This window comes from Bradyrhizobium sp. HKCCYLS3077, assembly GCF_051167555.1.
Lineage (GTDB): Bacteria > Pseudomonadota > Alphaproteobacteria > Rhizobiales > Xanthobacteraceae > Bradyrhizobium.
Map to the genome: position 1 here is coordinate 193,043 of NZ_JBNPTH010000001.1, position 21,271 is coordinate 214,313.

Annotated in this window: 23 protein-coding genes and 1 tRNA gene; 15 read left to right on the forward strand and 9 right to left on the reverse strand. The window is 65.3% G+C overall.

What is annotated here, in order from left to right:
- Positions 1-104 precede the first annotated feature (104 nt).
- The 5 genes from ugpE to ACQR0Z_RS00940 all read right to left on the reverse strand — a co-directional run bounded on the left by ugpE (position 105) and on the right by ACQR0Z_RS00940 (position 5,198).
- A complete protein-coding gene (ugpE, locus tag ACQR0Z_RS00920) occupies positions 105-953 on the reverse strand; it encodes a sn-glycerol-3-phosphate ABC transporter permease UgpE (RefSeq protein ID WP_434876320.1) in 849 nt (282 codons plus the stop codon).
- Positions 953-1,834 carry a sn-glycerol-3-phosphate ABC transporter permease UgpA gene (gene ugpA / locus ACQR0Z_RS00925; RefSeq protein ID WP_434858021.1) on the reverse strand — a complete coding sequence of 294 codons (882 nt, stop codon included), beginning with the start codon at positions 1,832-1,834 and terminating at the stop codon, positions 953-955. The genes ugpE and ugpA overlap by 1 nt, the downstream gene beginning before the upstream one ends.
- 85 nt (positions 1,835-1,919) lie before the next feature.
- A complete protein-coding gene (ugpB, locus tag ACQR0Z_RS00930; RefSeq protein WP_434858022.1) occupies positions 1,920-3,236 on the reverse strand; it encodes a sn-glycerol-3-phosphate ABC transporter substrate-binding protein UgpB in 1,317 nt (438 codons plus the stop codon).
- A 191-nt stretch (positions 3,237-3,427) separates the two neighbouring features.
- The gene (locus tag ACQR0Z_RS00935; protein ID WP_434917386.1) at positions 3,428-4,630 is read right to left on the reverse strand and encodes a CaiB/BaiF CoA transferase family protein; all 1,203 of its coding nucleotides are present in this window, start codon (positions 4,628-4,630) and stop codon (positions 3,428-3,430) included.
- A gap of 142 nt (positions 4,631-4,772) precedes the next feature.
- Entirely contained in the window at positions 4,773-5,198 is a 426-nt protein-coding gene (locus ACQR0Z_RS00940) for an organic hydroperoxide resistance protein (protein WP_006613114.1), read from the reverse strand.
- A gap of 174 nt (positions 5,199-5,372) precedes the next feature.
- Here ACQR0Z_RS00940 and ACQR0Z_RS00945 point away from each other — a divergent pair, with 174 nt between their 5' ends.
- A complete protein-coding gene (locus ACQR0Z_RS00945) occupies positions 5,373-5,831 on the forward strand; it encodes a MarR family winged helix-turn-helix transcriptional regulator (RefSeq protein WP_434917387.1) in 459 nt (152 codons plus the stop codon).
- A 4-nt stretch (positions 5,832-5,835) separates the two neighbouring features.
- Here the strand turns inward: ACQR0Z_RS00945 and ACQR0Z_RS00950 are convergent, their stop codons facing one another.
- The 3 genes from ACQR0Z_RS00950 to ACQR0Z_RS00960 all read right to left on the reverse strand — a co-directional run bounded on the left by ACQR0Z_RS00950 (position 5,836) and on the right by ACQR0Z_RS00960 (position 6,872).
- A complete protein-coding gene (locus ACQR0Z_RS00950; protein ID WP_434858026.1) occupies positions 5,836-6,087 on the reverse strand; it encodes a GIY-YIG nuclease family protein in 252 nt (83 codons plus the stop codon).
- A 220-nt stretch (positions 6,088-6,307) separates the two neighbouring features.
- A tRNA-Ala gene (locus tag ACQR0Z_RS00955) sits at positions 6,308-6,383 on the reverse strand.
- A gap of 81 nt (positions 6,384-6,464) precedes the next feature.
- Positions 6,465-6,872, reverse strand: a complete 408-nt coding sequence (locus tag ACQR0Z_RS00960; protein WP_434858027.1) for a TIGR02300 family protein — start codon at positions 6,870-6,872, stop codon at positions 6,465-6,467.
- 149 nt (positions 6,873-7,021) lie between these two features.
- Between ACQR0Z_RS00960 and aroA the strand changes: the two genes are divergently transcribed.
- The 14 genes from aroA (at position 7,022) to ACQR0Z_RS01030 (ending at position 20,234) form a co-directional block, all read left to right on the forward strand.
- Positions 7,022-8,359 carry a 3-phosphoshikimate 1-carboxyvinyltransferase gene (aroA, locus tag ACQR0Z_RS00965; RefSeq protein ID WP_434917388.1) on the forward strand — a complete coding sequence of 446 codons (1,338 nt, stop codon included), beginning with the start codon at positions 7,022-7,024 and terminating at the stop codon, positions 8,357-8,359.
- A gap of 9 nt (positions 8,360-8,368) precedes the next feature.
- Positions 8,369-8,974, forward strand: coding sequence for a hypothetical protein (locus ACQR0Z_RS00970; RefSeq protein WP_434917389.1), 606 nt, complete (start codon positions 8,369-8,371; stop codon positions 8,972-8,974).
- Positions 8,952-9,362 (forward strand): hypothetical protein, encoded by a 411-nt coding sequence (locus ACQR0Z_RS00975; RefSeq protein WP_434858030.1) that lies wholly within the window; start codon positions 8,952-8,954, stop codon positions 9,360-9,362. The genes ACQR0Z_RS00970 and ACQR0Z_RS00975 overlap by 23 nt, the downstream gene beginning before the upstream one ends.
- Positions 9,359-9,997, forward strand: coding sequence for a (d)CMP kinase (gene cmk, locus ACQR0Z_RS00980; protein WP_434858031.1), 639 nt, complete (start codon positions 9,359-9,361; stop codon positions 9,995-9,997). Before ACQR0Z_RS00975 ends, cmk begins: the two co-directional genes overlap by 4 nt.
- A 250-nt stretch (positions 9,998-10,247) precedes the next feature.
- Positions 10,248-11,957 carry a 30S ribosomal protein S1 gene (gene rpsA / locus ACQR0Z_RS00985; protein WP_434858032.1) on the forward strand — a complete coding sequence of 570 codons (1,710 nt, stop codon included), beginning with the start codon at positions 10,248-10,250 and terminating at the stop codon, positions 11,955-11,957.
- A gap of 423 nt (positions 11,958-12,380) precedes the next feature.
- Positions 12,381-13,361: a signal peptide peptidase SppA gene (sppA, locus tag ACQR0Z_RS00990; protein ID WP_434876315.1), complete on the forward strand. Its 981-nt coding sequence runs from the start codon at positions 12,381-12,383 to the stop codon at positions 13,359-13,361.
- 169 nt (positions 13,362-13,530) lie between these two features.
- On the forward strand, positions 13,531-13,854 hold the full coding sequence (locus ACQR0Z_RS00995) for an integration host factor subunit beta (RefSeq protein ID WP_434858034.1): 324 nt from the start codon (positions 13,531-13,533) through the stop codon (positions 13,852-13,854).
- A 79-nt stretch (positions 13,855-13,933) separates the two neighbouring features.
- Entirely contained in the window at positions 13,934-14,326 is a 393-nt protein-coding gene (locus tag ACQR0Z_RS01000) for a lipopolysaccharide assembly protein LapA domain-containing protein (RefSeq protein WP_434917390.1), read from the forward strand.
- A gap of 75 nt (positions 14,327-14,401) precedes the next feature.
- Entirely contained in the window at positions 14,402-15,061 is a 660-nt protein-coding gene (locus ACQR0Z_RS01005) for a phosphoribosylanthranilate isomerase (protein WP_434917391.1), read from the forward strand.
- Entirely contained in the window at positions 15,058-16,281 is a 1,224-nt protein-coding gene (gene trpB, locus ACQR0Z_RS01010) for a tryptophan synthase subunit beta (RefSeq protein WP_434917392.1), read from the forward strand. The genes ACQR0Z_RS01005 and trpB overlap by 4 nt, the downstream gene beginning before the upstream one ends.
- Positions 16,278-17,114, forward strand: coding sequence for a tryptophan synthase subunit alpha (gene trpA, locus ACQR0Z_RS01015; protein ID WP_434917393.1), 837 nt, complete (start codon positions 16,278-16,280; stop codon positions 17,112-17,114). Before trpB ends, trpA begins: the two co-directional genes overlap by 4 nt.
- A gap of 94 nt (positions 17,115-17,208) precedes the next feature.
- A complete protein-coding gene (gene accD / locus ACQR0Z_RS01020) occupies positions 17,209-18,147 on the forward strand; it encodes an acetyl-CoA carboxylase, carboxyltransferase subunit beta (protein ID WP_434917394.1) in 939 nt (312 codons plus the stop codon).
- Positions 18,144-19,481 (forward strand): bifunctional folylpolyglutamate synthase/dihydrofolate synthase, encoded by a 1,338-nt coding sequence (locus ACQR0Z_RS01025; protein WP_434917395.1) that lies wholly within the window; start codon positions 18,144-18,146, stop codon positions 19,479-19,481. Before accD ends, ACQR0Z_RS01025 begins: the two co-directional genes overlap by 4 nt.
- A 12-nt stretch (positions 19,482-19,493) precedes the next feature.
- A complete protein-coding gene (locus tag ACQR0Z_RS01030; RefSeq protein WP_434917396.1) occupies positions 19,494-20,234 on the forward strand; it encodes a metallophosphoesterase family protein in 741 nt (246 codons plus the stop codon).
- Here ACQR0Z_RS01030 and ACQR0Z_RS01035 read toward each other — a convergent pair whose 3' ends face one another.
- Positions 20,235-21,248, reverse strand: a complete 1,014-nt coding sequence (locus ACQR0Z_RS01035) for an ATP-dependent DNA ligase (protein ID WP_434917995.1) — start codon at positions 21,246-21,248, stop codon at positions 20,235-20,237. It abuts the gene before it with no gap.
- Positions 21,249-21,271: the final 23 nt, after the last annotated feature.

Consider the following 21,271-nt stretch of genomic DNA (forward strand, 5'->3'; position numbering starts at 1 on the left):
GGAAGCGAATGGCGAATAGGGGGTAGCGAATAGGGAAGGGGCTGAAGCGAACCGTCGGGCGAATATCCCTATTCGCCACTCGCACTTCGCCATTCGCCTCCTCTTCACTTTTCCGTCTCCACGAGGCCCTTCACGAACAGGCGCTGCATGAAGACGACGACGGCGACCGGCGGCAGCATGGCCAGCACGGCGGTCGCCATCGCGAGCTGCCATTCGGCGAGCTCGTCGGTGGTGGTCAGCATCTTCTTGATGCCGATCACGATGGTCTGCATCGAATCCTTGGTGGTGATCAGCAGCGGCCAGAGATACTGGTTCCAGCCATAGATGAACTGGATCACGAACAGCGCCGCCACCGTCGTCATCGACAGCGGCAGCAGCGTGTCCCAGAAGAATCGCAGAGGACCCGCGCCGTCGATGCGCGAGGCTTCGAGCAGCTCGTCGGGGACGGTCATGAAAAACTGGCGGAACAGCAGGGTGCCTGTGGCCGAGGCGATCAGCGGCAGGATCAGGCCCGCATAGGTGTCGAGCATGCGCAGGTCGGCGACGACCTTGTAGGTCGGATAGATGCGCACCTCGACCGGCAGCATCAGGGTGATGAAGATGATCCAGAACGCGGTCTTGCGGAACGGAAAACGGAAATAGACGATCGCGAACGCCGACAGGATCGAGATGATGATCTTGCCGACGGCGATGCCGATCGCGGTGACGAAGGAGTTCGCGAGCAGCACGCCGACGGGCTGGTTCATGAAGCGCGAGCCGCCGACGAACACGGCGCGATAGTAGTTCTCCAGCATGCGGCCGCCCGGCGTGAGCGGCAGGTTGCCGCTGACGACGGTCGCAGCGTCATAGGTCGAGGCGATGAAGGCGACGTAGACCGGGAAGGCGAAGATCAGTACGCCCAGCGAGAGCACGATGTAGGCGACGAGGTCCCGGAGCGGGCGATGCTCGACCATCAGTACTGCACCTTGCGCTCGACGTAGCGGAACTGGATCGCGGTCAGCGCGATCACGATCACCATCAGCACGACCGATTGCGCGGCGGAGCCGCCGAGATCGCCGCCGAGCCGGCCGTCGGCGAACACCTTGTAGACCATCGTGGTGGTCGAGCCGGCCGGGCCGCCGGCGGTGACCGCGTCGATAATGCCGAAGGTCTCGAAGAATACGTAGACGATGTTGACGACGAGCAGGAAGAAGGTGGTCGGCGACAGCAGCGGGAAGATGATGGTCCAGAACCGGCGCAGCGGACCCGCACCGTCGATCGCGCCGGCCTCGATCACGCTCTTGGGGATCGCCTGCAGGCCCGCGAGGAAGAACAGGAAGTTGTAGGCGACCTGCTTCCAGACCGCGGCCATCACGACGAGGATCATGGCGTGGGTGCCGTCGAGCATCGGGTTCCAATTGAAGCCCATCACGCGCAGCGGTCGCGCCAGGGTGCCGAGCGTCGGGTGGAAGATGAAGAACCACAGCACGCCGGCGATCGCCGGCGCGACCGCGTAGGGCCAGATCATCAGCGTCTTGTAGGCGGAGGCGCCCTTGAGGTTCTTGTCGGCCTGCGTCGCGAACAGCAGCGCGACGCCGAGCGACAGCACGGTGACCAGCGAGGAGAACACCACGGTCGTGCCGATGGCGGTGTAATATTCCGGCTGGGCGAACAGCGCCTGGTAGTTCTCGAACCCGACGAATTCGGAATTGAGGCCGAAGGCGTCCTCGCGCAGGAACGACTGCCAGATTGCCTGGCTGGCCGGCCAGTAGAAGAAGATCAGCGTGATCGCGAGCTGCGGCGCCAGCAGCAGGTAGGGCAGGAGCTTGCCGTTGAAGACGACCGACTTTTCCATGGAGCGCGCCGCGTGAGGGATAGAAGTGAGGCTTCCCCTCCGGTGGGAGAGGAAGCCTCTGGGACGGCCTGACTTTGCCGTTTCCTTACTTGGCCGTTTTCTCGAAGGTGCGCAACATCGCATTGCCGCGGGCAACGGCGGAATCGAGCGCCTCCTTGGCGGTCTTCTTGCCGGCGAGCGCGGCCTCGATCTCCTCGGCCCAGACGTCACGCATCTGCACCATATTGCCGAAGCGCAGGCCACGCGAATTCTCGGTCGGCGGCTTGTTGGTGAGCTCCTTCAGCGGCGTCTGCGGCACCGGGTTCTTGTCGTAGAAGCCGTCCGCCTTGGTCTTCTCATAGGCCGCGGTGGTGATCGGCAGATAGCCGGACTCCTGATGCAGCCTGGCCTGGCGGTTGGTGTCCGACAGGAAGGTGAAGAACTTGGCGACGCCCTTGTACTCGTTCGCCGTCTTGCCGCCCATCACCCACAGCGAGGCGCCGCCGATGATCGAGTTCTGCGGCGCGCCCTGCACGTCCGGATAATACGGCATCGGCGCCGAGGTGAAGTCGAACTTCGCGGTGCTCTTGGCGGTGGCGTAGTAGCCCGACGAGGTCATGAAGATCGCGCATTCGCCTGAGCCGAAGCGGCTCTCGGAGGCCGAGCCGCGGCCGGAATAGTCGTAGGTCTTGTCCTTTTGCAGCTCGACGAGGTTCTGCAAATGCTTGATGTGAAGCGGGGTGTTGAATTCCAGCACCGTGTCGAAGCCGTCGAGACCGTTGGCCTTGGTGCCGATCGGCACGTTGTGCCAGGCCGAGAACTGCTCGATGTGCGCCCACGACGCCCAGGCATTGGAGAAGCCGCAGGTGTCGTGACCGGCTGCCTTCAGCTTCTTGGCGGCCTCGAACACCTCCGGCCAAGTCTTCGGAATCTCGGCGACGCCGGCCTTCTTCAGCTCGTCCTTGTTGATCCACATCACCATGGACGACGAGTTGAACGGGAACGACAGCATGTCGCCCTTCGACGTCGAGTAGTAGCCGGTGATCGCCGGCAGATAGGCCTTCGGATCGAACGGCTCGCCCGCTTCCTTCATCAGCTCATAAACCGGCTTGATGGCGCCCTTGGCGCTCATCATCGTCGCGGTGCCGACCTCGAACACCTGCATGATATGAGGCGCGTTGCCGGCGCGGAACGCGGCGATGCCGGCGTTCATCGTGTCGGGATAGGCGCCCTTGAAGGTTGGCACGACCTTGTAGTCGCTCTGCGAGGCGTTGAACTCTTCGGCGAGCTTGTTGACGATGTCGTTGTTGCCGCCGGTCATGGCGTGCCACCACTGGATTTCAGTCACCGCGAGTGCGGGCGAAGCAGCAAAACCAAAGGTGGCTGCAACGGCAGTCGCGGCAGCAATTTGTCGAAATGACATCAAAAAGATCCTCCCATGAACGTCATCGGTCGTGGCGGCCGTTAACAGCGCCAGATGACAGTTATGTGAATGTATAGACGTATGACCTGACGCGGGAAAGCCACGCGCAGTGCGTCCGCGAAAAGCGGTAAATCGCATCTCTCCGTCACCGCGTCGTGGTGCGACGCGGCGACGCAGCGCGTGCGATGCGATCAGCGTTTGCGTTCCGTGCAGACGGTTCCAGCTTTCCGCAACGCTTCGATCTCGCTCGGCGTGTAGCCGAACTCGCTCAGCACCTCCTCGGCGTGCTGGCTGTATTTCGGCGGTGTCGAGCGCAGGCTCGGCTTGGTGCGTTCGAGCCGGATCGGCGACGCCACGCCCTTGTACCAATCCTTCTCGATGACATCGCCGCGATACAGCGTGTGCGGATTGGTCAGCGCCTGATCGATCTTCTGCACCGGGCCGGCGGGCAGGCCGGCGGCGAGCAGGCGGTCGCACAGCGGCTCGGCCTCGAACTGCCGGAACACGGCGGCGAGCTCGGCGCGCAGCGCCTCGCGATTGGCGACGCGGTCGCGGTTGCGGGCGAAGCGCGGATCGGTGCCGAGCTCGGGGCGGCCGATCTCCTTGGCGAGCTTGCGGAAGGTGCCGTCATTGCCGACGCCGATGAAGATGTCGTCGGTCTTGGTCGGGAAGATCGCGTAGGGCACGAGGTTCGGATGCTCGTTGCCGGTCAGCGACGGCGGCTTGCCATGCATGAAGTAGTTGGCGGTGTGCGGATGCATGATCGCGAGGCCCGTTTCGTAGAGCGTGACCTCGAGGAACTGGCCCTGTCCCGAACGCTGCCGTTCCGACAGCGCCATCAGGATGCCGATCGCGGCGTAGAGGCCCGTGGTGATGTCGACCAAGGGCACGCCGATCCGCATCGGGCCGCTCTCGGGCGAGCCGGTCGCCGCGATCATGCCGGTCATCGCCTGGATGATCGCGTCATAGCCGGGATTGCCGCCGCGCGGGCCGTCGGCGCCGAAGCCGCAGATGCGGCAGTGCACGAGCTTGGGGAATTTCTCGCGCAGCACGTCGCTGCCGATGCCCCACTTTTCCAGGGTGCCCGGCTTGAAGTTCTCGATCAGCACGTCGGCATTCTCGAGCATCTTCAGCAGCACGACGCGGCCGCCCTCGGAGGCGAGGTCGAGGCCGATCGAGCGCTTGTTGCGGTTGATGCCGACGAAGTAGGCCGCGTCCTCGTCGTGGAACGGAGGGCCCCAGTCGCGGACCTCGTCGCCGGCGGGCGGCTCGACCTTGATCACGTCGGCGCCGTGGTCGGCCAGGATCTGCGTGCAATAGGGGCCGCCGAGCACGCGCGTGAGGTCGATCACGCGCAGGCCGGCCATGGCGCCGGGAGCAAATGGGAGTGTCATGGACATCGCGAGGTTGGTTGCAACTCGCGGCCATTAAGCATTGCTGCGCCACTGGCGCAAACGGGCTTACGCGAATGCAGCCCTCGCGAAAAGGCGAGGGCTGCATGGTGCGTGGCGATCTGCCGCGCAGCAGAATTCAGGCTCAGACGACAGTCAGCTTGACGTCGACATTGCCGCGGGTGGCGTTGGAGTAGGGGCACACCTGGTGGGCCTTGGCCACGAGCGCCTCGGCATCCGCCTTGGCAAGGCCGGGCAGCGAGACCGCGAGCTCGGCAGTGATGCCGAAACCGCCTTCCGAGCGCGGACCGATGCCGACCGTGGAGGTCACCGACGCATCGGCCGGAACCTTCGGGCCGCCCTGCGAGGCCACGAACTTCATCGCGCCGATGAAGCAGGCGGCGTAGCCGGCCGCGAACAGCTGCTCCGGATTGTTGCCGGCGCCGCCGCCACCACCGAGCTCCTTCGGGGTGGCGAGCTTGACGCTCAGCGAGCCGTCGAGGGTGGCCGCCTCGCCGTCGCGGCCGCCGGTGGCCTTGGCGCTGGTCTTGTAGAGCACGTTCACGGACATGGGGTGTCTCCCGATTGGGGTGGAGTGGAATTCAGTGAGACGTATTTTGCACACAAATCGATTGCGCACAATATAATTGTTCGGTAGAAAATTCGTGATCGGTGTTTTCCGGTCGTTGCCGCCGCCCTCGCGCAACGCCCAAGATGTGCCCGACGATCCATCCCTGGTGTGACCATGCCCAAGAAGACGACAGCCGACGTGCCCCTCCAGCTCGGCAGCCAGCTCTGCTTCGCGGTCTATTCGACGGCCCACGCGTTCAACCGCGTCTACAAGCCGCTGCTCGACCGCCTTGGCCTGACCTATCCGCAATATCTGGTGATGCTGGTGCTGTGGGAGGGCGATGGTCTTACCGTGAAGGAGATCGGCGCAAGGCTGTTCCTGGACTCGGGCACTCTGACCCCGCTGCTCAAGCGCATGGAGGCGCTGCATCTGCTGACACGGACGCGATCAACGGAGGACGAGCGCCAGGTGCTGGTGACGCTGACAGGGCAGGGGGCGGCGTTGCGGGAGAAGGCCAAGGCGATCGTCCCGCCGGCGATCCTGGACGCAACAGGCTGCTCGATCGCCGAGCTGGCGGATTTGCACGGCAAGCTGGTGAAGCTAAGGGAGCGGCTGGAGGCGGCGGTGGAGTGAGGGCTCAAGCCGGCCCGAGCAGGCGCTTCTTCGAGAACGCGCGTCCCGAGTGCGATTTCAGATAAGCCTCGAAGGCTAACGCGCGGTGCTTGTCCGGAAAGGCGCAGTACCAGACCAACGTCCAAGGCAAGAACTTGGAGGTGTGGGCTGAGCGGCCGGCGTTGTGATCCTTGAGACGCTGCCGGATGTCCGCGGTCGCGCCGATGTATTCCTGATCGGGAAAGCTGACGCTACGGATGATGTAGACGTACCACATGACGATGGGCTCGCCGCGAGGGATCGCAGGCGCGCATTTTGTGGCCGGGAAAAGAACTTGTCAGCTTGGCTTTCACGCCGTCGCGTCAGCCGAACTCAAACGAGAAGGAAGGACTTCGTTGCTGAGCAGCCCGGCTTCGCCAAGGGGCTTCGCCGGGCACCACGCTTCGCCCTCAGGGCTCCGTCGTGGCTGCGCCACGCGTAGCCCGGAGGGCGAAGCGTGGTGGAGCCAGGCGGGATCGAACCGCCGACCTCTTGCATGCCATGCAAGCGCTCTCCCAGCTGAGCTATGGCCCCTGAACCGAACCGGCGGTCTGGGCGACCGCCGGGGAGCACCGTGAACCACAGTTCGCGGCTGATCTCAAGTGGCTTCGACGATTATTCTTCGTCGCCGCCGACATCGCCGATGATGTCTGTGACATCTTCGTCGCCTTCTTCCTCGTCGGCGATGAAGGTCGAGTCGTCATCCTCGTCGTCGTCGAGGGTCTCGTCGATCTCGATATCGTCCTCGGACTCGGGCACGACGGCCTTGACCTTGCCGGAGTTCTCCTCGGCGTCGGCCTCCTCGAGCGACACCAACTCTTCGGCCTCGGCCGGCTCGTGCGCGGTGTCCTGCGCCGCCGCGGCACGCGCCGCCTCGCCGCGCATGGCGCGGGTCGGCGCCACCGGAGCGATCGGCACGACCTCGCCGGTGTAGGGCGAAATCACCGGGTTCTTGTTGAGGTCGTAGAACTTTTTGCCCGTGGTCGGGCAAATGCGTTTGGTTCCGAGCTCGGATTTGGCCACGTGCAGGCGTCCTGGCAATGTCTGAAAAGCGGTGTCTCACTTGGCTAGTTGCCGCGCCGCTGTCAATAGCGCTTTCAACCGGATATCACGGCCGTGACGGCCGCCGGGCGCTGTGATACCTGCCGGCCCGAAAACCCGAGGATCCCGCCGTGAGCACGTCAGCCGCCCCCACTCCGCTCGAATCCCGCGCCTCCGGGCCGCTTTCGGGCACGATTCGCGTGCCCGGCGACAAGTCGATCTCGCACCGGGCGCTGATCCTGGGCGCGCTGTCGGTGGGCGAGACGCGGATTTCCGGCCTGCTCGAGGGCGAGGACGTCCTCAACACCGCCAAATCGATGCGCGCGCTCGGCGCCAAGGTCGAACGCACCGGCGAGTTTGCCTGGACCGTGAACGGCGTCGGCGTCGGTGGCTTTGCCCAGCCCATTGCGACGCTCGATTTCGGCAACTCCGGCACCGGCTGCCGGCTGGTGATGGGAGCCGTTGCGGGCTGTCCGATCTCGGCGGTGTTCGACGGCGACGCCTCGCTGCGCAGCCGGCCGATGCGGCGCATCCTCGATCCGCTGGCGCTGATGGGCGCCAAGGTGACCGCGAGCGCCGAGGGCGGCAAGCTTCCGTTAACCCTTCAGGGTGCCAGCAACCCGGTGCCGATCGAATACCGCACGCCGGTCGCCTCGGCGCAGATCAAATCGGCCGTGCTGCTGGCCGGCCTCGCCGCGCCCGGCGTCACCACCGTGATCGAGCAGGAGGCGAGCCGCGACCATACCGAGCTGATGCTGAAGCATTTCGGCGCCGAGATCGTCACCACGCCGGAAGGATCGCATGGCCGGCGGATCGCGCTGACCGGCCAGCCTGAGCTGCGCGGCGCGCCGGTCATCGTGCCGGCCGACCCATCCTCGGCCGCGTTCCCGCTGGTCGCCGCCCTGATCGTCGACGGCTCGGATCTCGTGCTGTCGGACGTCATGACCAACCCGCTGCGCACCGGCCTGTTCACGACCTTGCGCGAGATGGGGGCCTCGATCGAGGAGGACGACGTCCGCGGCGATGCCGGCGAGCCGATGGCCCGCCTACGGGTCCGCGCTTCCAAGCTGAAGGGCGTCGAGGTGCCGCCGGAGCGCGCGCCGTCGATGATCGACGAGTATCTCGTGCTCGCGGTCGCCGCCGCCTACGCCGAGGGCACGACGATCATGCGCGGCCTGCACGAGCTGCGCGTCAAGGAATCCGACCGGCTGGAAGCGACCGCGGCGATGTTGCGCGTCAACGGCGTCAAGGTCGAGATCACCGGCGACGATCTCATCGTCGAGGGCCGCGGCCACGTCCCTGGCGGTGGCCTCGTCGCCACCCACATGGACCACCGCATCGCGATGTCCGCCCTGGTCATGGGCCTCGCCTCCGATAAACCTGTCACCGTCGACGACACCGCCTTCATCGCCACCAGCTTCCCCGACTTCATTCCGCTGATGCGCAAGGCAGGCGCGGATTTCGCTTAAGGGAACGTTATGGCCTCCGCCTTCGACCGCGACGCGCTGCTGGCGGCCTTCGACGCGATCGGGCGGGCGGCGGCCCGGGCTGGGGCCAAACTGCAAATCGCGGTTTACGGCGGGTCAGCCTTGATGCTTGCGAGTAACTTTCGCTTCGCAACGGAAGACGTCGACGTCTCGGAGCTGCCGAGCCCGCTTCCTGCGTGGCTGGCGGCCACGCTTCATGACATCGCCCAGCAGAATGGCTGGTCGGACGATTGGTTCAACGACGGTGTTGCTTTCCACCTCAGCCCGCTGGCAGATCAGGCGGCCGACCATCTGGAGTTCGGCACTTTTCCGCGAGACGGTTCGCCGCCAGGACTGGTGGTCTCCGTGCCCTCGGCCGAGTATATGCTGGCGTTGAAGCTCAAGGCGGTCAGGATCCTCGACCCCGCGCGCGGCGAGGCCGAGCGGCTCGACATTCTCAACCTGATGAAGGTCGTTGGAATCACCGACGCGGATGCAGCGATCGCGCTGCTAGCGAGATACTTTCCGGCGAGCGCGGCCTCGGCGGAGAAGCAGCGCTTTCTGCTGAAGCACATGAAGCCAGAGGGAGCCGTCGATGCGCCCAAATACCCTCGCTGAAGCGGTCGCCCGGATCGGGCGTGGTGAGTCGCGGGATCTCATGCTCGCCGAGTTCGTCGATACGTTCGATCTCGCTCCCTCGGATGAGGCACGTTATGCGGCCATCGCGGCCGAACCCGTCCTGACCGGCGATATTCGGACCGATGCCCTCGCTGGCGCCATCGCCGAATATCTTGCCAAGCAGCGCCGGCTGGGTCGGGTGCCGCCCTGGACGGGCGGTCCGGCGCGGCGTTTGAAGGACCCCTGGTTCACGACCAGTTCGACGTCCCCGGCGCTACGGGAGTACTTGACCTTTGCCAGCCCGGGAGAGTTCGCCTCCCGCAACATCTTTACCGACGAGCGGCCGCTGCGGCGGGCGCGCGAGACTTCAGGACAACACTCAGCATGATCATCGCTATCGACGGCCCGGCGGCTTCTGGCAAGGGCACCATGGCCAAGCGCCTCGCCGCGCATTACGGCCTCAGGCACCTGGATACGGGCGTGATCTACCGGGCCGTGGCCCATGCGCTGCTGACGGCTGGTCTCGATCTCAAGGACGAGGCGCGGGCGGCTGAGGTGGCCATGACGCTGGATCCCTCGACCTTCGACAACCCGGCGTTCAGGTCGCATGAGGTCGGCTCGGCGGCCTCGGTGGTCTCGGCCTTGCCCAAAGTGCGCGAGGCGCTGCTGGCATTCCAGCGGCAGTTCGCCAGCCAGCCGCCGGGGGCCGTGCTCGACGGCCGCGACATCGGAACCGTGATCTGCCCGGACGCCGAAGTGAAGATCTACGTGGTCGCCGACCCCAAGATCCGGGCGCATCGCCGCACCCTCGAGGCGCGTTCCCGGGGCGAGCCGGCCGATGAGGCGGCCATTCTGGCCGACATCCTGGCGCGCGACGAACGCGACCAGAACCGCCCCGTTGCCCCTTTGAAACAAGCAGCGGATGCTTACTTGCTTGATAACTCCCATTTGGATATAGAGGGCGGCGTCCGGGCCGCCATCGACATCGTCGAGGCCGTTCGAGCGGGCCGTCAGCGGGTTTGATTTCCGCTGATGTCATTGGAGGAACCGCCCGCTCCCGCCCTTGACCGTCGATAGCTCGATTGCAATTCAATCGGGTCCGATCAGCCGGACGAACTTCATACGTATCGCATGTGCAGGCATTGCCGGCCCGCGTCGTTCGCGCTTTTTGCGTGACCCGCGGACGCCTGGGGATTTGTGGACCTCCAGGCACTGTTCATTCGATGCGCCGATCAACCCCACGCTGGCGAGAATGTCCGCATCTGGAGAACCAATGGCTTCGAGTACGTCTGCTAACTCCTACAATCCCAGCCGCGATGATTTTGCCGCGATGCTGGACGAGTCCTTCACGAAGGGCAATCTTCAGGAAAGCTCCGTCGTCAAGGGCAAGGTCGTCGCGATCGAGAAGGACATGGCCGTCATCGACGTCGGCCTGAAGACCGAAGGCCGCGTGGCGCTGCGTGAATTTTCCGGTCCCGGCCGCGACAGCGAGCTGAAGGTCGGTGACGAGGTCGAAGTGTTCCTCGACCGCATCGAGAACGCGCTGGGCGAAGCCGTGCTGTCGCGCGACAAGGCGCGTCGCGAGGAGAGCTGGGGCAAGCTCGAGAAGGCGTTCCAGAACAACGAAAAGGTCAACGGCGTCATCTTCAACCAGGTCAAGGGCGGCTTCACCGTCGACCTGGATGGCGCAGTCGCCTTCCTGCCGCGCTCGCAGGTCGACATCCGTCCGATCCGCGACGTCGCGCCGCTGATGAACAACTCGCAGCCGTTCCAGATCCTCAAGATGGACCGTCGCCGCGGCAACATCGTCGTGTCGCGCCGCACCGTGCTGGAAGAGACCCGCGCCGAGCAGCGCCAGGAGCTGGTGCAGAACCTCGAAGAGGGTCAGGTGATCGACGGCGTCGTCAAGAACATCACCGACTACGGTGCGTTCGTCGACCTCGGCGGCATCGACGGCCTGCTGCACGTCACCGACATCGCGTGGCGCCGCGTCAACCATCCGACCGAGGTGCTCTCCATCGGTCAGACGGTCAAGGTCAAGATCATCAAGATCAACCACGAGACGCACCGCATCTCGCTTGGCATGAAGCAGCTGCTGGACGATCCGTGGCAGGGCATCGAGGCCAAGTACCCGCTGCAGGCCCGCTTCCACGGCCGCGTCACCAACATCACCGACTACGGCGCGTTCGTCGAGCTCGAGCCGGGCATCGAAGGCCTGATCCACGTCTCCGAGATGTCGTGGACCAAGAAGAACATGCACCCCGGCAAGATCGTTTCGACCTCGCAGGAAGTCGAAGTTCAGGTGCTCGAGGTCGACAGCGTCAAGCGCCGCATCTCGCTCGGTCTCAAGCAGACCATGCGCAATCCGTGGGAGGTCTTCGTCGAGAAGCATCCGACGGGTTCGGTGGTCGAGGGCGAGGTCAAGAACAAGACCGAGTTCGGCCTGTTCCTGGGTCTCGAAGGCGACGTCGACGGCATGGTCCATCTGTCGGACCTCGACTGGAAGCTGCCGGGCGAGCAGGTCATCGACAACTACAAGAAGGGCGACATGGTCAAGGCCGTGGTGCTCGACGTCGACGTGGAGAAGGAGCGCATCTCGCTCGGCATCAAGCAGCTCGAAGGCGACCCCTTCGCCGAGCCGGGCGATGTCAAGAAGGGTGCGGTCGTCACTTGCGAAGTGCTCGACGTCAAGGATGGCGGCATCGACGTCAAGATCGTCGGCACCGAGTTCTCGACCTTCATCAAGCGCTCCGAGCTGGCGCGCGACCGCAACGACCAGCGCTCCGAGCGGTTCGCCGTCGGTGAGAAGGTCGATGCCCGCGTGATCCAGTTCGACAAGAAGGCCCGCAAGGTCCAGGTGTCGATCAAGGCGCTGGAAGTCGCGGAAGAGAAGGAAGCCATCGCGCAGTACGGCTCGTCCGATTCGGGCGCGACGCTGGGCGACATTCTCGGCACCGCCCTCAAGAACCGCGACTCGAAGTAAGCCTTCGGTTCGTGTGACGAGATCAAAGCCCCGGCTCGCGCCGGGGCTTTTTTTGTGCAATCGCAGCTCTGGCAGTCTTCCAGCTCCCTCACTGCTGCAGGGCGGTCGCATATGAGCAAGGCTCGCCGCTGGCAGCGTGCCTACCACCGTCCTTCGAGACGCCCGCCTCCGGCGGGCTCCTCAGGACGAGGCCTGTTTTCGCGGCGGGGTTCTTGACCCTCATGGTGAGGAGCGCCGGCTTCGGCGCGTCTCGAACCATGAGGCCCTGAGGCGTATCGAGCCACATGCAAGCGCACGGCTCACGGCTGCGGCGACCGCGTGACGGGCCTTCCTTTCTTCAAATTGCGCCGTGATTGATGTAATCGGATAACGAGATATTCAGGCTGCGGATGCACAACGCGGCGAGACTTCCAGGAGCTGTCCATGTCGCTAGATTCGGATGTGATCGTCGACCGACGCAGGCTGCGCCGCAAGCTGACGTTCTGGCGTGTCGTGGCGGTGCTGATCGCGATCGGCGCGCTGTCCGCCATCGGGCTCGCATTGTCGCCGCGCGGCCGTACCGCGCTCTCGACCTCCGGCTCGATCGCGCGCGTCAACATCGAGGGCCTGATCCGCAGCGACCAAGAGCGCGTCGAGGCGCTGGAGCGGCTGGAAAAGTCGTCGGCTGAGGCCGTTATCGTTCATATCAACTCGCCCGGCGGCACCACGGCTGGTTCCGAGCAGTTGTACGATTCACTGGTGCGGCTGAAGGCGAAGAAGCCGCTGGTCGTCGTTGTGGAAGGGCTCGCAGCGTCCGGCGGCTATATCGGCGCGATCGCGGCCGATCACATCGTCGCGCAGCAGAGCTCGCTGGTCGGTTCGATCGGCGTGCTGTTCCAATATCCCAATGTCAGCGAGCTCCTGAAGACCATCGGCGTCAAGGTGGAGGAGGTGAAATCCTCGCCGCTCAAGGCCGCGCCGAACGGCTATGAGCCGACCAGTCCCGAAGCGCGCGCGGCGCTCGATGATCTCGTCAAGGATTCTTATGCGTGGTTCCGCGGCCTGGTGAAGACCCGTCGCGGCATGGACGACGCTCAGCTGGAGAAGGTTGCCGATGGCCGTGTCTTCACCGGCCGGCAGGCGATCGAGCTGAAGCTGATCGACGAACTCGGCGACGAGAAGACGGCGGTCGCCTGGCTCGTTGCCAACAAGGGCGTCAAGAAGGATCTGCCGGTGCGCGACTACAAGCTGGTGCCGCGCTTCAGCGATCTCACCTTCCTGCGCACGGCCGCGTCGATCACGCTCGACGCCGTCGGGCTGTCCGGGATCGCGCGCCAGATCGAGCACGCCGGCGTCATCCAGGCGGTCGATCGGGTCGGCATGGATGGCATGCTGGCGCTCTGGACGCCTGCAACGGGAAATTGAAACCCGCCAAGACAATCGTGACGTCAATCTTCTCGCACAGCGTGTGTGTCCGGGTGGCCCGAGATCGGGCCCCGCAATGCGGCCCGCAGGCTCGATGAATGATTTAGCGTCTTGACAGTCCTGCATATTTTCACGGAAATGGGACTGTCTCCCCGGGTACATTTTCTCGATGATCAAATCCGAGCTTGTTCAGCGTATCGCCGAGCACAACCCGCACCTCTACCAGCGGGATGTCGAGAATATCGTCAATGCGATCCTCGATGAGATCGTCGCCGCGCTGGCGCGTGGCGATCGCGTCGAGCTGCGCGGCTTTGGCGCCTTCTCGGTCAAGCATCGGCCGGCCCGCGCCGGGCGCAACCCGCGGACCGGCGCACATGTCCCGGTGGACCAGAAGAGTGTCCCGTTCTTCAAGACGGGCAAGGAAATGCGTGAGCGGCTGAACCGGGACAACCCCGAGGGCGCTGGCGCAGATGCCGACGATTCGGACGAGTGACGCGTAGGTCGCGCCAGCCGCGAGAGTCGTCCGCGGCTGATTTCAAGGCCAACCTGGCCTGACTGATACGAGCGAGCGCATGCGAAAATTCCTCACGGTCGTGATCGTTCTTCCGCTGCTGGTGCTGTTCGTCATCTTCGCGGTCGCCAATCGGCATTTCGTTACCGTATCTTTTGATCCGTTCAATGCGGTGAATCCTGCGCTGGCGGTTTCGGTGCCGCTGTTCGCCCTGATCATTGCCGTTGCGATCGCGGGCGTGATCGCCGGCGGTTTTGCGACCTGGATCGGCCAGCACCGGTGGCGTCGCGCCGCGCGCCGCCACCAGGCGGATGCCGAGGCCGCCCGGGCGCAAGTAGCCCAGCTCAGCGCCGCTGCGCGTGCAAACCAGGGGTCGGGTCAATCGCTGGTTCCAGCGGCCCCGGCCCGGCTTTTCGCCCCTTATGGGCGAGACAAGCAGGGCGCCGCGTTGTAGAAGGCGCCAAGCCAGCGCGGCCTCGACATCGCTTGCGGCTGGTGATCCCCTCCGTTCGGACGTGCGTTCTTATCGATGTCCCTGCTCGTCAAAATCTGCGGCCTGACCACGCCCGACACCCTCGGTGCGGCGCTGGATGCCGGCGCCGAGATGGTGGGTTTCGTGTTCTTTCCGCCGTCGCCGCGCCATATCGGGCTGACGGCCGCGCGTGACCTCGGCCAGCAGGCGAAGGGGCGCGCGCTGAAGGTGGCGCTGACCGTCGATGCCGACGACGCGACCTTCGAGAACATCATCGAGACGCTGCGGCCGGATCTCTTTCAATTGCACGGTCGCGAAAGCGTCGCGCGTATTCGCGATCTCAAGCAGCGGTTCGGTCTGCCCGTCATGAAGGCGATGCCGGTCGAGACGGCTGCCGACCTCGCGCCACTGGCGGGCTATGCCGACGTCTGCGATCGCATCCTGTTCGATGCTCGCGCGCCCAAGGACGCGACGCGTCCCGGCGGGCTGGGCGCGACCTTCGACTGGCATGTGCTGCGGGGATTGAAGCTCGACCGCCCGTTCATGGTGTCCGGTGGACTGAGTCCGGACAATGTCGCCGAGGCGGTGCGGGTGACGCGCGCAGGCGGCGTCGACGTGTCATCTGGCGTCGAACGGACGCCTGGTGTGAAAGATTGCGATCTGATCCGGGATTTTATTCGTGCGGCGCGGGCCGCTGACAAGTTGAGCGTCCAATGACCACGACCATTCCCAATTCCTACCGCAGCGGTCCTGACGATCGCGGCCATTTCGGCATCTTCGGCGGCCGCTACGTCGCCGAAACCCTGATGCCGCTGATCCTGGATCTCGAAAAGGCCTATGCCGAGGCCAAGGCCGATCCGGCCTTCCAGGCGGAGATGAACAGCTATCGGACGCATTATGTCGGCCGTCCGTCGCCGCTGTACTACGCCGAGCGCCTGACCCAGCATCTCGGCGGCGCCAAGATCTACTTCAAGCGCGACGAGCTCAATCATACCGGCTCGCACAAGGTCAACAATGTGCTCGGCCAGATCATGCTGGCGCGGCGCATGGGCAAGCAGCGCATCATCGCCGAGACCGGTGCCGGCCAGCATGGCGTCGCCACCGCGACCTTGTGCGCGCGCTTCGGCCTGGACTGCGTGGTCTACATGGGCGCCGTCGACGTCGAGCGGCAGCAGCCGAACGTGCTGCGCATGGAGATGCTCGGCGCCAAGGTCATTCCGGTGCAGTCCGGCGCCAGGACGCTCAAGGACGCGATGAACGAGGCGCTGCGTGACTGGGTCACCAACGTGCACGACACCTTCTATTGCATCGGCACCGTCGCGGGCCCGCACCCCTATCCGATGATGGTGCGCGACTTCCAGTCGATCATCGGCCAGGAGACGCGGACCCAGATGCAGGAGGCCGAAGGCCGGCTGCCGGATTCGCTCGTGGCCTGTATCGGCGGCGGCTCCAATGCGATGGGCCTGTTTCATCCCTTCCTCGATGATCCCTCGGTCGAGATCTTCGGCGTCGAAGCGGCGGGCCACGGCCTGACTCAGCTGCATGCGGCGTCGATCGCGGGCGGCCGTCCCGGCGTGCTGCACGGCAACCGCACCTATCTGCTGATGGACGAGGACGGCCAGATTGCCGAGGCGCATTCGATCTCGGCCGGCCTCGACTACCCTGGCATCGGCCCCGAGCATTCCTGGCTGCACGAGGCCAAGCGCGTGACCTATCTGTCGGCGACCGATGACGAGGCGCTTGACGCGTTCCTGCTGCTGTCCCGGCTGGAGGGCATCATCCCGGCGCTCGAGCCGTCGCATGCGGTGGCCAAGGTGATGCAGCTCGCGCCGACCAAGCCGAAGGACCATTTGATGGTCGTCAATCTGTGCGGCCGCGGCGACAAGGACGTGCCGCAGGTCGGCGAGATCCTGCGTAAGAGGGCGAAACAGTCGTGACCAGCCGGATGGATGCGCGCTTCGCGCAGTTGAAGAGCGAAGGCCGTTCGGCATTCGTGACGTTCGTGATGGGCGGCGACCCCGATCCCGAGACCTCGCTCGCGATCGTCAAGGCGCTGCCGCAGGCGGGCGCCGACATCATCGAGATCGGCATGCCGTTCACTGATCCGATGGCCGACGGTCCGTCGATCCAGGCCGCGGGCCTGCGGGCGCTCAAGGCCGGCATGACCTTGAAGAAGACATTGCAGCTGGTGCGCAGCTTCCGCGAGAGCGATGCGGCGACGCCGATCGTGCTGATGGGTTACTACAACCCGATCTACATCTACGGCGTCGACAAGTTCCTCGTCGATGCAAAGGGCGCCGGCGTCGACGGCCTGATCATCGTCGACCTGCCGCCGGAGGAAGACGACGAGCTGTGCATTCCCGCGCTCAAGGCCGGACTCAACTTCATCCGCCTGGCGACCCCGACCACCGATGACAAGCGGCTGCCCGCGGTGCTCGCGAACACTTCCGGCTTCGTCTACTACGTCTCGATTACCGGCATTACCGGTGCGGCCGCCGCGGACTCCTCCGCCGTCGGCGCTGCCGTGGCCCGGATCAAGCGCCACACCGCGCTGCCGGTCTGCGTCGGTTTCGGCATCCGGACACCGGAAACCGCCCGCGCCATCGCCGCGAATGCGGACGGCGCCGTGGTCGGCACGGCCCTGGTGGATGCGCTGAAGGCGAGCCTCGATTCGGAGGGCCGCGCCACGGCCAAGACCGTCAGCGCGGTCGCGGACCTCGCCGCAGCCCTAGCCCAGGGCGTACGCGGCGCCCAGCAGGCCGCGGAATAGCCATCAACCACCCGTGTAAGGAGCGCCGCGGCACGGCTTGCCGTGGCGCTGCCGTCCCGCCATATATCCGGGCGACCGCCAAACGGAGCTTTTCATGAACTGGCTTACCAACGTGGTCCGGCCGAAGATCCGCAACATCCTGCGCCGCGAGACGCCGGAGAACCTCTGGATCAAGTGCCCGGATTCCGGACAGCTTGTGTTCTACAAGGACGTCGAGGCCAACCAGTTCGTCATCCCCGGCTCCAACTATCACATGCGCATGGGCGCCTCGGCCCGGCTGAAGTCGATGTTCGACAACGAGACCTGGTTCGACGTCGCGCTGCCCGAGGTCACGCCCGATCCGCTGAAATTCCGTGACGAGCGTCGCTATGCCGACCGCATCAAGGATGCGCGGGCACGGACCGGCATGAACGACGCCGTCAAGGTCGGTTTCGGCAAGCTCGAAGGCATGGGCGTCGTCATCGCTGTGCAGGATTTCGACTTCATGGGCGGCTCGCTCGGCATGGCCGCCGGCGAAGCCATCGTGCGCGGGCTCGAGCTCGCGGTCGAGAAGAAGTCGCCCTTCATCGTGTTCGCGGCCTCCGGCGGCGCGCGCATGCAGGAGGGCATCCTGTCACTGATGCAGATGCCGCGCACAACAGTGGCCGTGCAGATGCTGCGCGAGGCCAAGCTGCCCTACATCGTCGTGCAGACCAATCCGACCACCGGTGGCGTCACCGCGTCCTACGCGATGCTGGGCGACGTCCACATCGCCGAGCCCGGCGCGCTGATCGGGTTTGCCGGTGCGCGCGTCATCGAGCAAACCATCCGCGAGAAGCTTCCCGAGGGTTTCCAGCGCGCTGAATACCTGCTCGACCACGGCATGGTCGACATGGTCGTACATCGTCATGATCTGCGCCCGACCCTGGCGCGGCTGTGCCGCCTGCTGACCAAGGCGCCGGCCGTCGAACACGCAAAGCCCGCGCCGCAGCTACCGCCGCCGGCCAAGCCCGCCGAGGCGGCGGAAGCGCCGGTGGTCGCAACGAGCGCGTGAACGCTTCTGCCGCCAAGCCTTCGCTCGACGAGCTGATCACGCGGCTCTCCGCGCTGCATCCGAGCAAGATCTCGCTCGGGCTGGAGCGCATGCATCGGCTGCTCGCGCAGCTCGATCATCCCGAGCGCAAGCTGCCGCCGGTGATCCACGTCGCCGGCACCAACGGCAAGGGCTCGACGGTTGCTTATTTGCGCGCGATGCTCGAAGCGGCGGGGCTGCGCGTCCACGTGTTCACCTCGCCCTGGCTGGTGCGCATCAACGAGAGCTATCGTCTCGGTCACGTCGGCGGCGGCGTCCTCGTCGATGATGACGAGCTGATATCAGCGCTACTCGAATGCGAACGGGTCAATGCCGGCGCGCCCATCACGTTCTTTGAAGTGAAGACCGTTGCGGCCTTCGTGCTGTTCGCGAAATATCCGGCCGATATCGTGCTGCTCGAAGTCGGTCTCGGCGGCCGGCTCGATTCGACCAACGTCGTCGAGCAGGTCGCGGCCTCCGTGCTGACGCCGATCAGCATGGACCACATGGAATTCCTCGGCGATACCCGCGCGCTGATCGCGGCCGAGAAGGCCGCCATCATCAAGCGTGGCTGCCCGGTGATCTCGGCCGCGCAGGAGCCCGACGCGATGGCGGTGATCGAGCGCGAGGCCAGGCGCCAGCGCGCGCCGCTGTTCGCCGCGGGCGAGAGCTGGCACGTCAGCGTCGAGCGCAATCGTCTCGTCTATCAGGACGATCGTGGTCTCCTGGACCTGCCGGCACCAAAACTGTTCGGCCGGCATCAGTTCGACAATGCGGGGCTTGCGATCGCGACCCTGCGCGCGCTCGATCAGTTCAAGCTCACAACGAAGGCATTCGAAGACGGCATCGTCAATGCCGAGTGGCCGGCGCGCATGCAGCGGCTGTCGAACGGCGCGCTCACCGCGATCGCGCCACAGGGCGCGGAGATCTGGCTCGACGGCGGCCACAATGCCGAAGGCGGCCGCGTCGTCGCCGCGGCCATCGGCGATCTCGAAGAGCGCGTCTCGCGGCAGCTCGTCGTCATCGTCGGCATGATGGGCAACAAGGATGCCGCCGGCTTCCTCGCCAATTTCGCCGGGCTGACGCGGCACATCATCGTCGTTCCCATTCCGAACGAGAGCAAGGCCATGGCCCCGGCCGATCTCGCTGCTGCCGCGCGCACGCTCGGCATGCGCGTCGAGATCGCCGACGGTGTTGCTTCCGCGCTCGCCGGCATTGCGCGGCTTGCCTATGAGGTGCCGCCGCGTATTCTGATCACGGGGTCACTTTATCTCGCAGGCCACGTGCTCGACCTCAACGGCACGCCGCCGACCTGAGGACAACACCATATGCGTTTTGCCGCGATCGCCGACGTCCACGGCAATCATCTCGCACTCGAAGCCGTGCTCGCCGATATCCGTTCGCAAGGCGTGACCGAGATCGTCGATCTCGGCGACATGGCGAGCGGCCCGCTCGATGCGCGAAAGTCGCTGGACAGGCTGATGGCGCTCGATGCGGTGCATGTGCGCGGCAATCATGATCGCTGGCTGATCGATCGGCCATTCGAGAAGATGGGCGTCTGGGAGCGCCCGGCCTATCCGCAGCTCGACGCTGGGCATCTGGATTGGCTGCGCACGATCCCGGCCACGGCTGTGTATCGCGACAAGGTTTTCCTCTGTCATGCGACGCCTGAGGACGACAACGTCTACTGGCTCGAGAGCGTGGCTACGGATGGCGCGATCACCTGCGCGCCGCTTGACGAGATTGAGCGACTGGCTGCTGGCATTTCGCAGTCGCTGATCCTGTGCGGGCACACGCACACCGCGCGTGCCGTGCGGCTGCGTGATGGTCGGCTGATCGTGAACCCCGGCAGCGTCGGCAGCCCCGGCTATTCCTACAACGTGCCGCATCCGCATGTCGTGCAGGCCGGCAGCCCCGACGCGCGCTACGCGATCCTGGAGCTGACGCCGGCCGGTTGGAGCGTGAGCTTCCGCCACGTGCCCTATGATAACAGCGCAATGGCCGAGCTGGCGCGCGCCAATGGCGACAACGAATTTGCCTCGGCGCTCGCGACCGGCTGGATCCGCTGATCAGGCGAGCAGCTTCATGGGGTCCGCGACCTTCTGCGCGAGCTGATCGAAGGTGCATTGCTTCGGCGATTTGTCCGGGCGCCAGCGCAGGATCGAGGTGCCGTGGCGGAAACGCTCGCCGGAGAAGTGGTCGTAGCACACCTCGATCACCAGCTTCGGCTTCAGTGGACACCATTCCGCCGAGCGCTCCGTCGACCAGCGGCTCGGCCCGCCCGGCGCATTGCCGGTGAAGCCGGGCGGCGCAATCAGCGGTTCGAGCTTGTCGGTCAGCGCAGGCTTCTCCGCTGCCTTCAGCGCCGAGGTGAAGCCGACGTGATGCAGCAGGCCGTTATCATCGTAGAGGCCAAGTAACAACGAGCCGACCAGCTTGCGGCCATTCGCGCCCTTGTTGGTCGCGTAGCGGAAGCCGCCGATGACGCAGTCCGCGGAGCGATAGAGCTTGATCTTCTGCATGCCGTCGCGGTTGCCGGCTTGGTAGGGGAGGTCGATCCGCTTGGCGATCACGCCGTCAGAGCCGCCGCCGGACTGCGCCAGCCAATCCTGCGCCGTCGCGAAGCGTGTGGTCGCGGGCGAGAGCCGGAAGGTCGGATGCCCGGCAAAATTCGCCTTCGCGAACGCCTCCAGCGCGGGGCGCCGTTCGTGCAGCGTCTGCGCGATCAGCTCTTTCTCCTTTGCCGTCGCCAGCAGGTCGAAGGCGAGGAAGAGCGCCGGCGTCTCGGCCGACAGCTTCTTCACCCGGCTTGCGGCCGGATGGATCCGCTGCAGCAGCGCGTCGAACGAGAACGACTCGGATTGCGGCACGACCAGTTCGCCATCGAGCGTGAAACGGGGCGCCTTCAGCTCGCGCGCGGCGGCAACGATCTCCGGGAAGTAGCGCGCGAGATCCTCGCCGGCCTTGGACTGCATCGTCACGTGAGCGCCGTCGCGCGACAGCAGGCAGCGGAAGCCATCCCATTTCGGCTCGTACTGCCACTCCTCGCCGCGCGGGATCGCATCCACCGAGCGGGCCTCCATGGCCAGAAGGCCTGATTTGCGGG

What these genes read in the sequence shown, in the direction of transcription:
- ugpE (WP_434876320.1), bottom strand. Translation starts at nt 953, where the DNA reads ATGGTCGAGCATCGCCCGCTCCGGGACCTCGTCGCCTACATCGTGCTC.
- ugpA (WP_434858021.1), bottom strand. Translation starts at nt 1,834, where the DNA reads ATGGAAAAGTCGGTCGTCTTCAACGGCAAGCTCCTGCCCTACCTGCTG.
- ugpB (WP_434858022.1), bottom strand. Translation starts at nt 3,236, where the DNA reads ATGTCATTTCGACAAATTGCTGCCGCGACTGCCGTTGCAGCCACCTTT.
- ACQR0Z_RS00935 (WP_434917386.1), bottom strand. Translation starts at nt 4,630, where the DNA reads ATGACACTCCCATTTGCTCCCGGCGCCATGGCCGGCCTGCGCGTGATC.
- ACQR0Z_RS00940 (WP_006613114.1), bottom strand. Translation starts at nt 5,198, where the DNA reads ATGTCCGTGAACGTGCTCTACAAGACCAGCGCCAAGGCCACCGGCGGC.
- ACQR0Z_RS00945 (WP_434917387.1), top strand. Translation starts at nt 5,373, where the DNA reads ATGCCCAAGAAGACGACAGCCGACGTGCCCCTCCAGCTCGGCAGCCAG.
- ACQR0Z_RS00950 (WP_434858026.1), bottom strand. Translation starts at nt 6,087, where the DNA reads ATGTGGTACGTCTACATCATCCGTAGCGTCAGCTTTCCCGATCAGGAA.
- ACQR0Z_RS00970 (WP_434917389.1), top strand. Translation starts at nt 8,369, where the DNA reads ATGGCCTCCGCCTTCGACCGCGACGCGCTGCTGGCGGCCTTCGACGCG.
- ACQR0Z_RS00975 (WP_434858030.1), top strand. Translation starts at nt 8,952, where the DNA reads ATGCGCCCAAATACCCTCGCTGAAGCGGTCGCCCGGATCGGGCGTGGT.
- cmk (WP_434858031.1), top strand. Translation starts at nt 9,359, where the DNA reads ATGATCATCGCTATCGACGGCCCGGCGGCTTCTGGCAAGGGCACCATG.
- rpsA (WP_434858032.1), top strand. Translation starts at nt 10,248, where the DNA reads ATGGCTTCGAGTACGTCTGCTAACTCCTACAATCCCAGCCGCGATGAT.
- sppA (WP_434876315.1), top strand. Translation starts at nt 12,381, where the DNA reads ATGTCGCTAGATTCGGATGTGATCGTCGACCGACGCAGGCTGCGCCGC.
- ACQR0Z_RS00995 (WP_434858034.1), top strand. Translation starts at nt 13,531, where the DNA reads ATGATCAAATCCGAGCTTGTTCAGCGTATCGCCGAGCACAACCCGCAC.
- ACQR0Z_RS01000 (WP_434917390.1), top strand. Translation starts at nt 13,934, where the DNA reads ATGCGAAAATTCCTCACGGTCGTGATCGTTCTTCCGCTGCTGGTGCTG.
- ACQR0Z_RS01005 (WP_434917391.1), top strand. Translation starts at nt 14,402, where the DNA reads ATGTCCCTGCTCGTCAAAATCTGCGGCCTGACCACGCCCGACACCCTC.
- trpB (WP_434917392.1), top strand. Translation starts at nt 15,058, where the DNA reads ATGACCACGACCATTCCCAATTCCTACCGCAGCGGTCCTGACGATCGC.
- accD (WP_434917394.1), top strand. Translation starts at nt 17,209, where the DNA reads ATGAACTGGCTTACCAACGTGGTCCGGCCGAAGATCCGCAACATCCTG.
- ACQR0Z_RS01030 (WP_434917396.1), top strand. Translation starts at nt 19,494, where the DNA reads ATGCGTTTTGCCGCGATCGCCGACGTCCACGGCAATCATCTCGCACTC.
- ACQR0Z_RS01035 (WP_434917995.1), bottom strand. Translation starts at nt 21,248, where the DNA reads ATGGAGGCCCGCTCGGTGGATGCGATCCCGCGCGGCGAGGAGTGGCAG.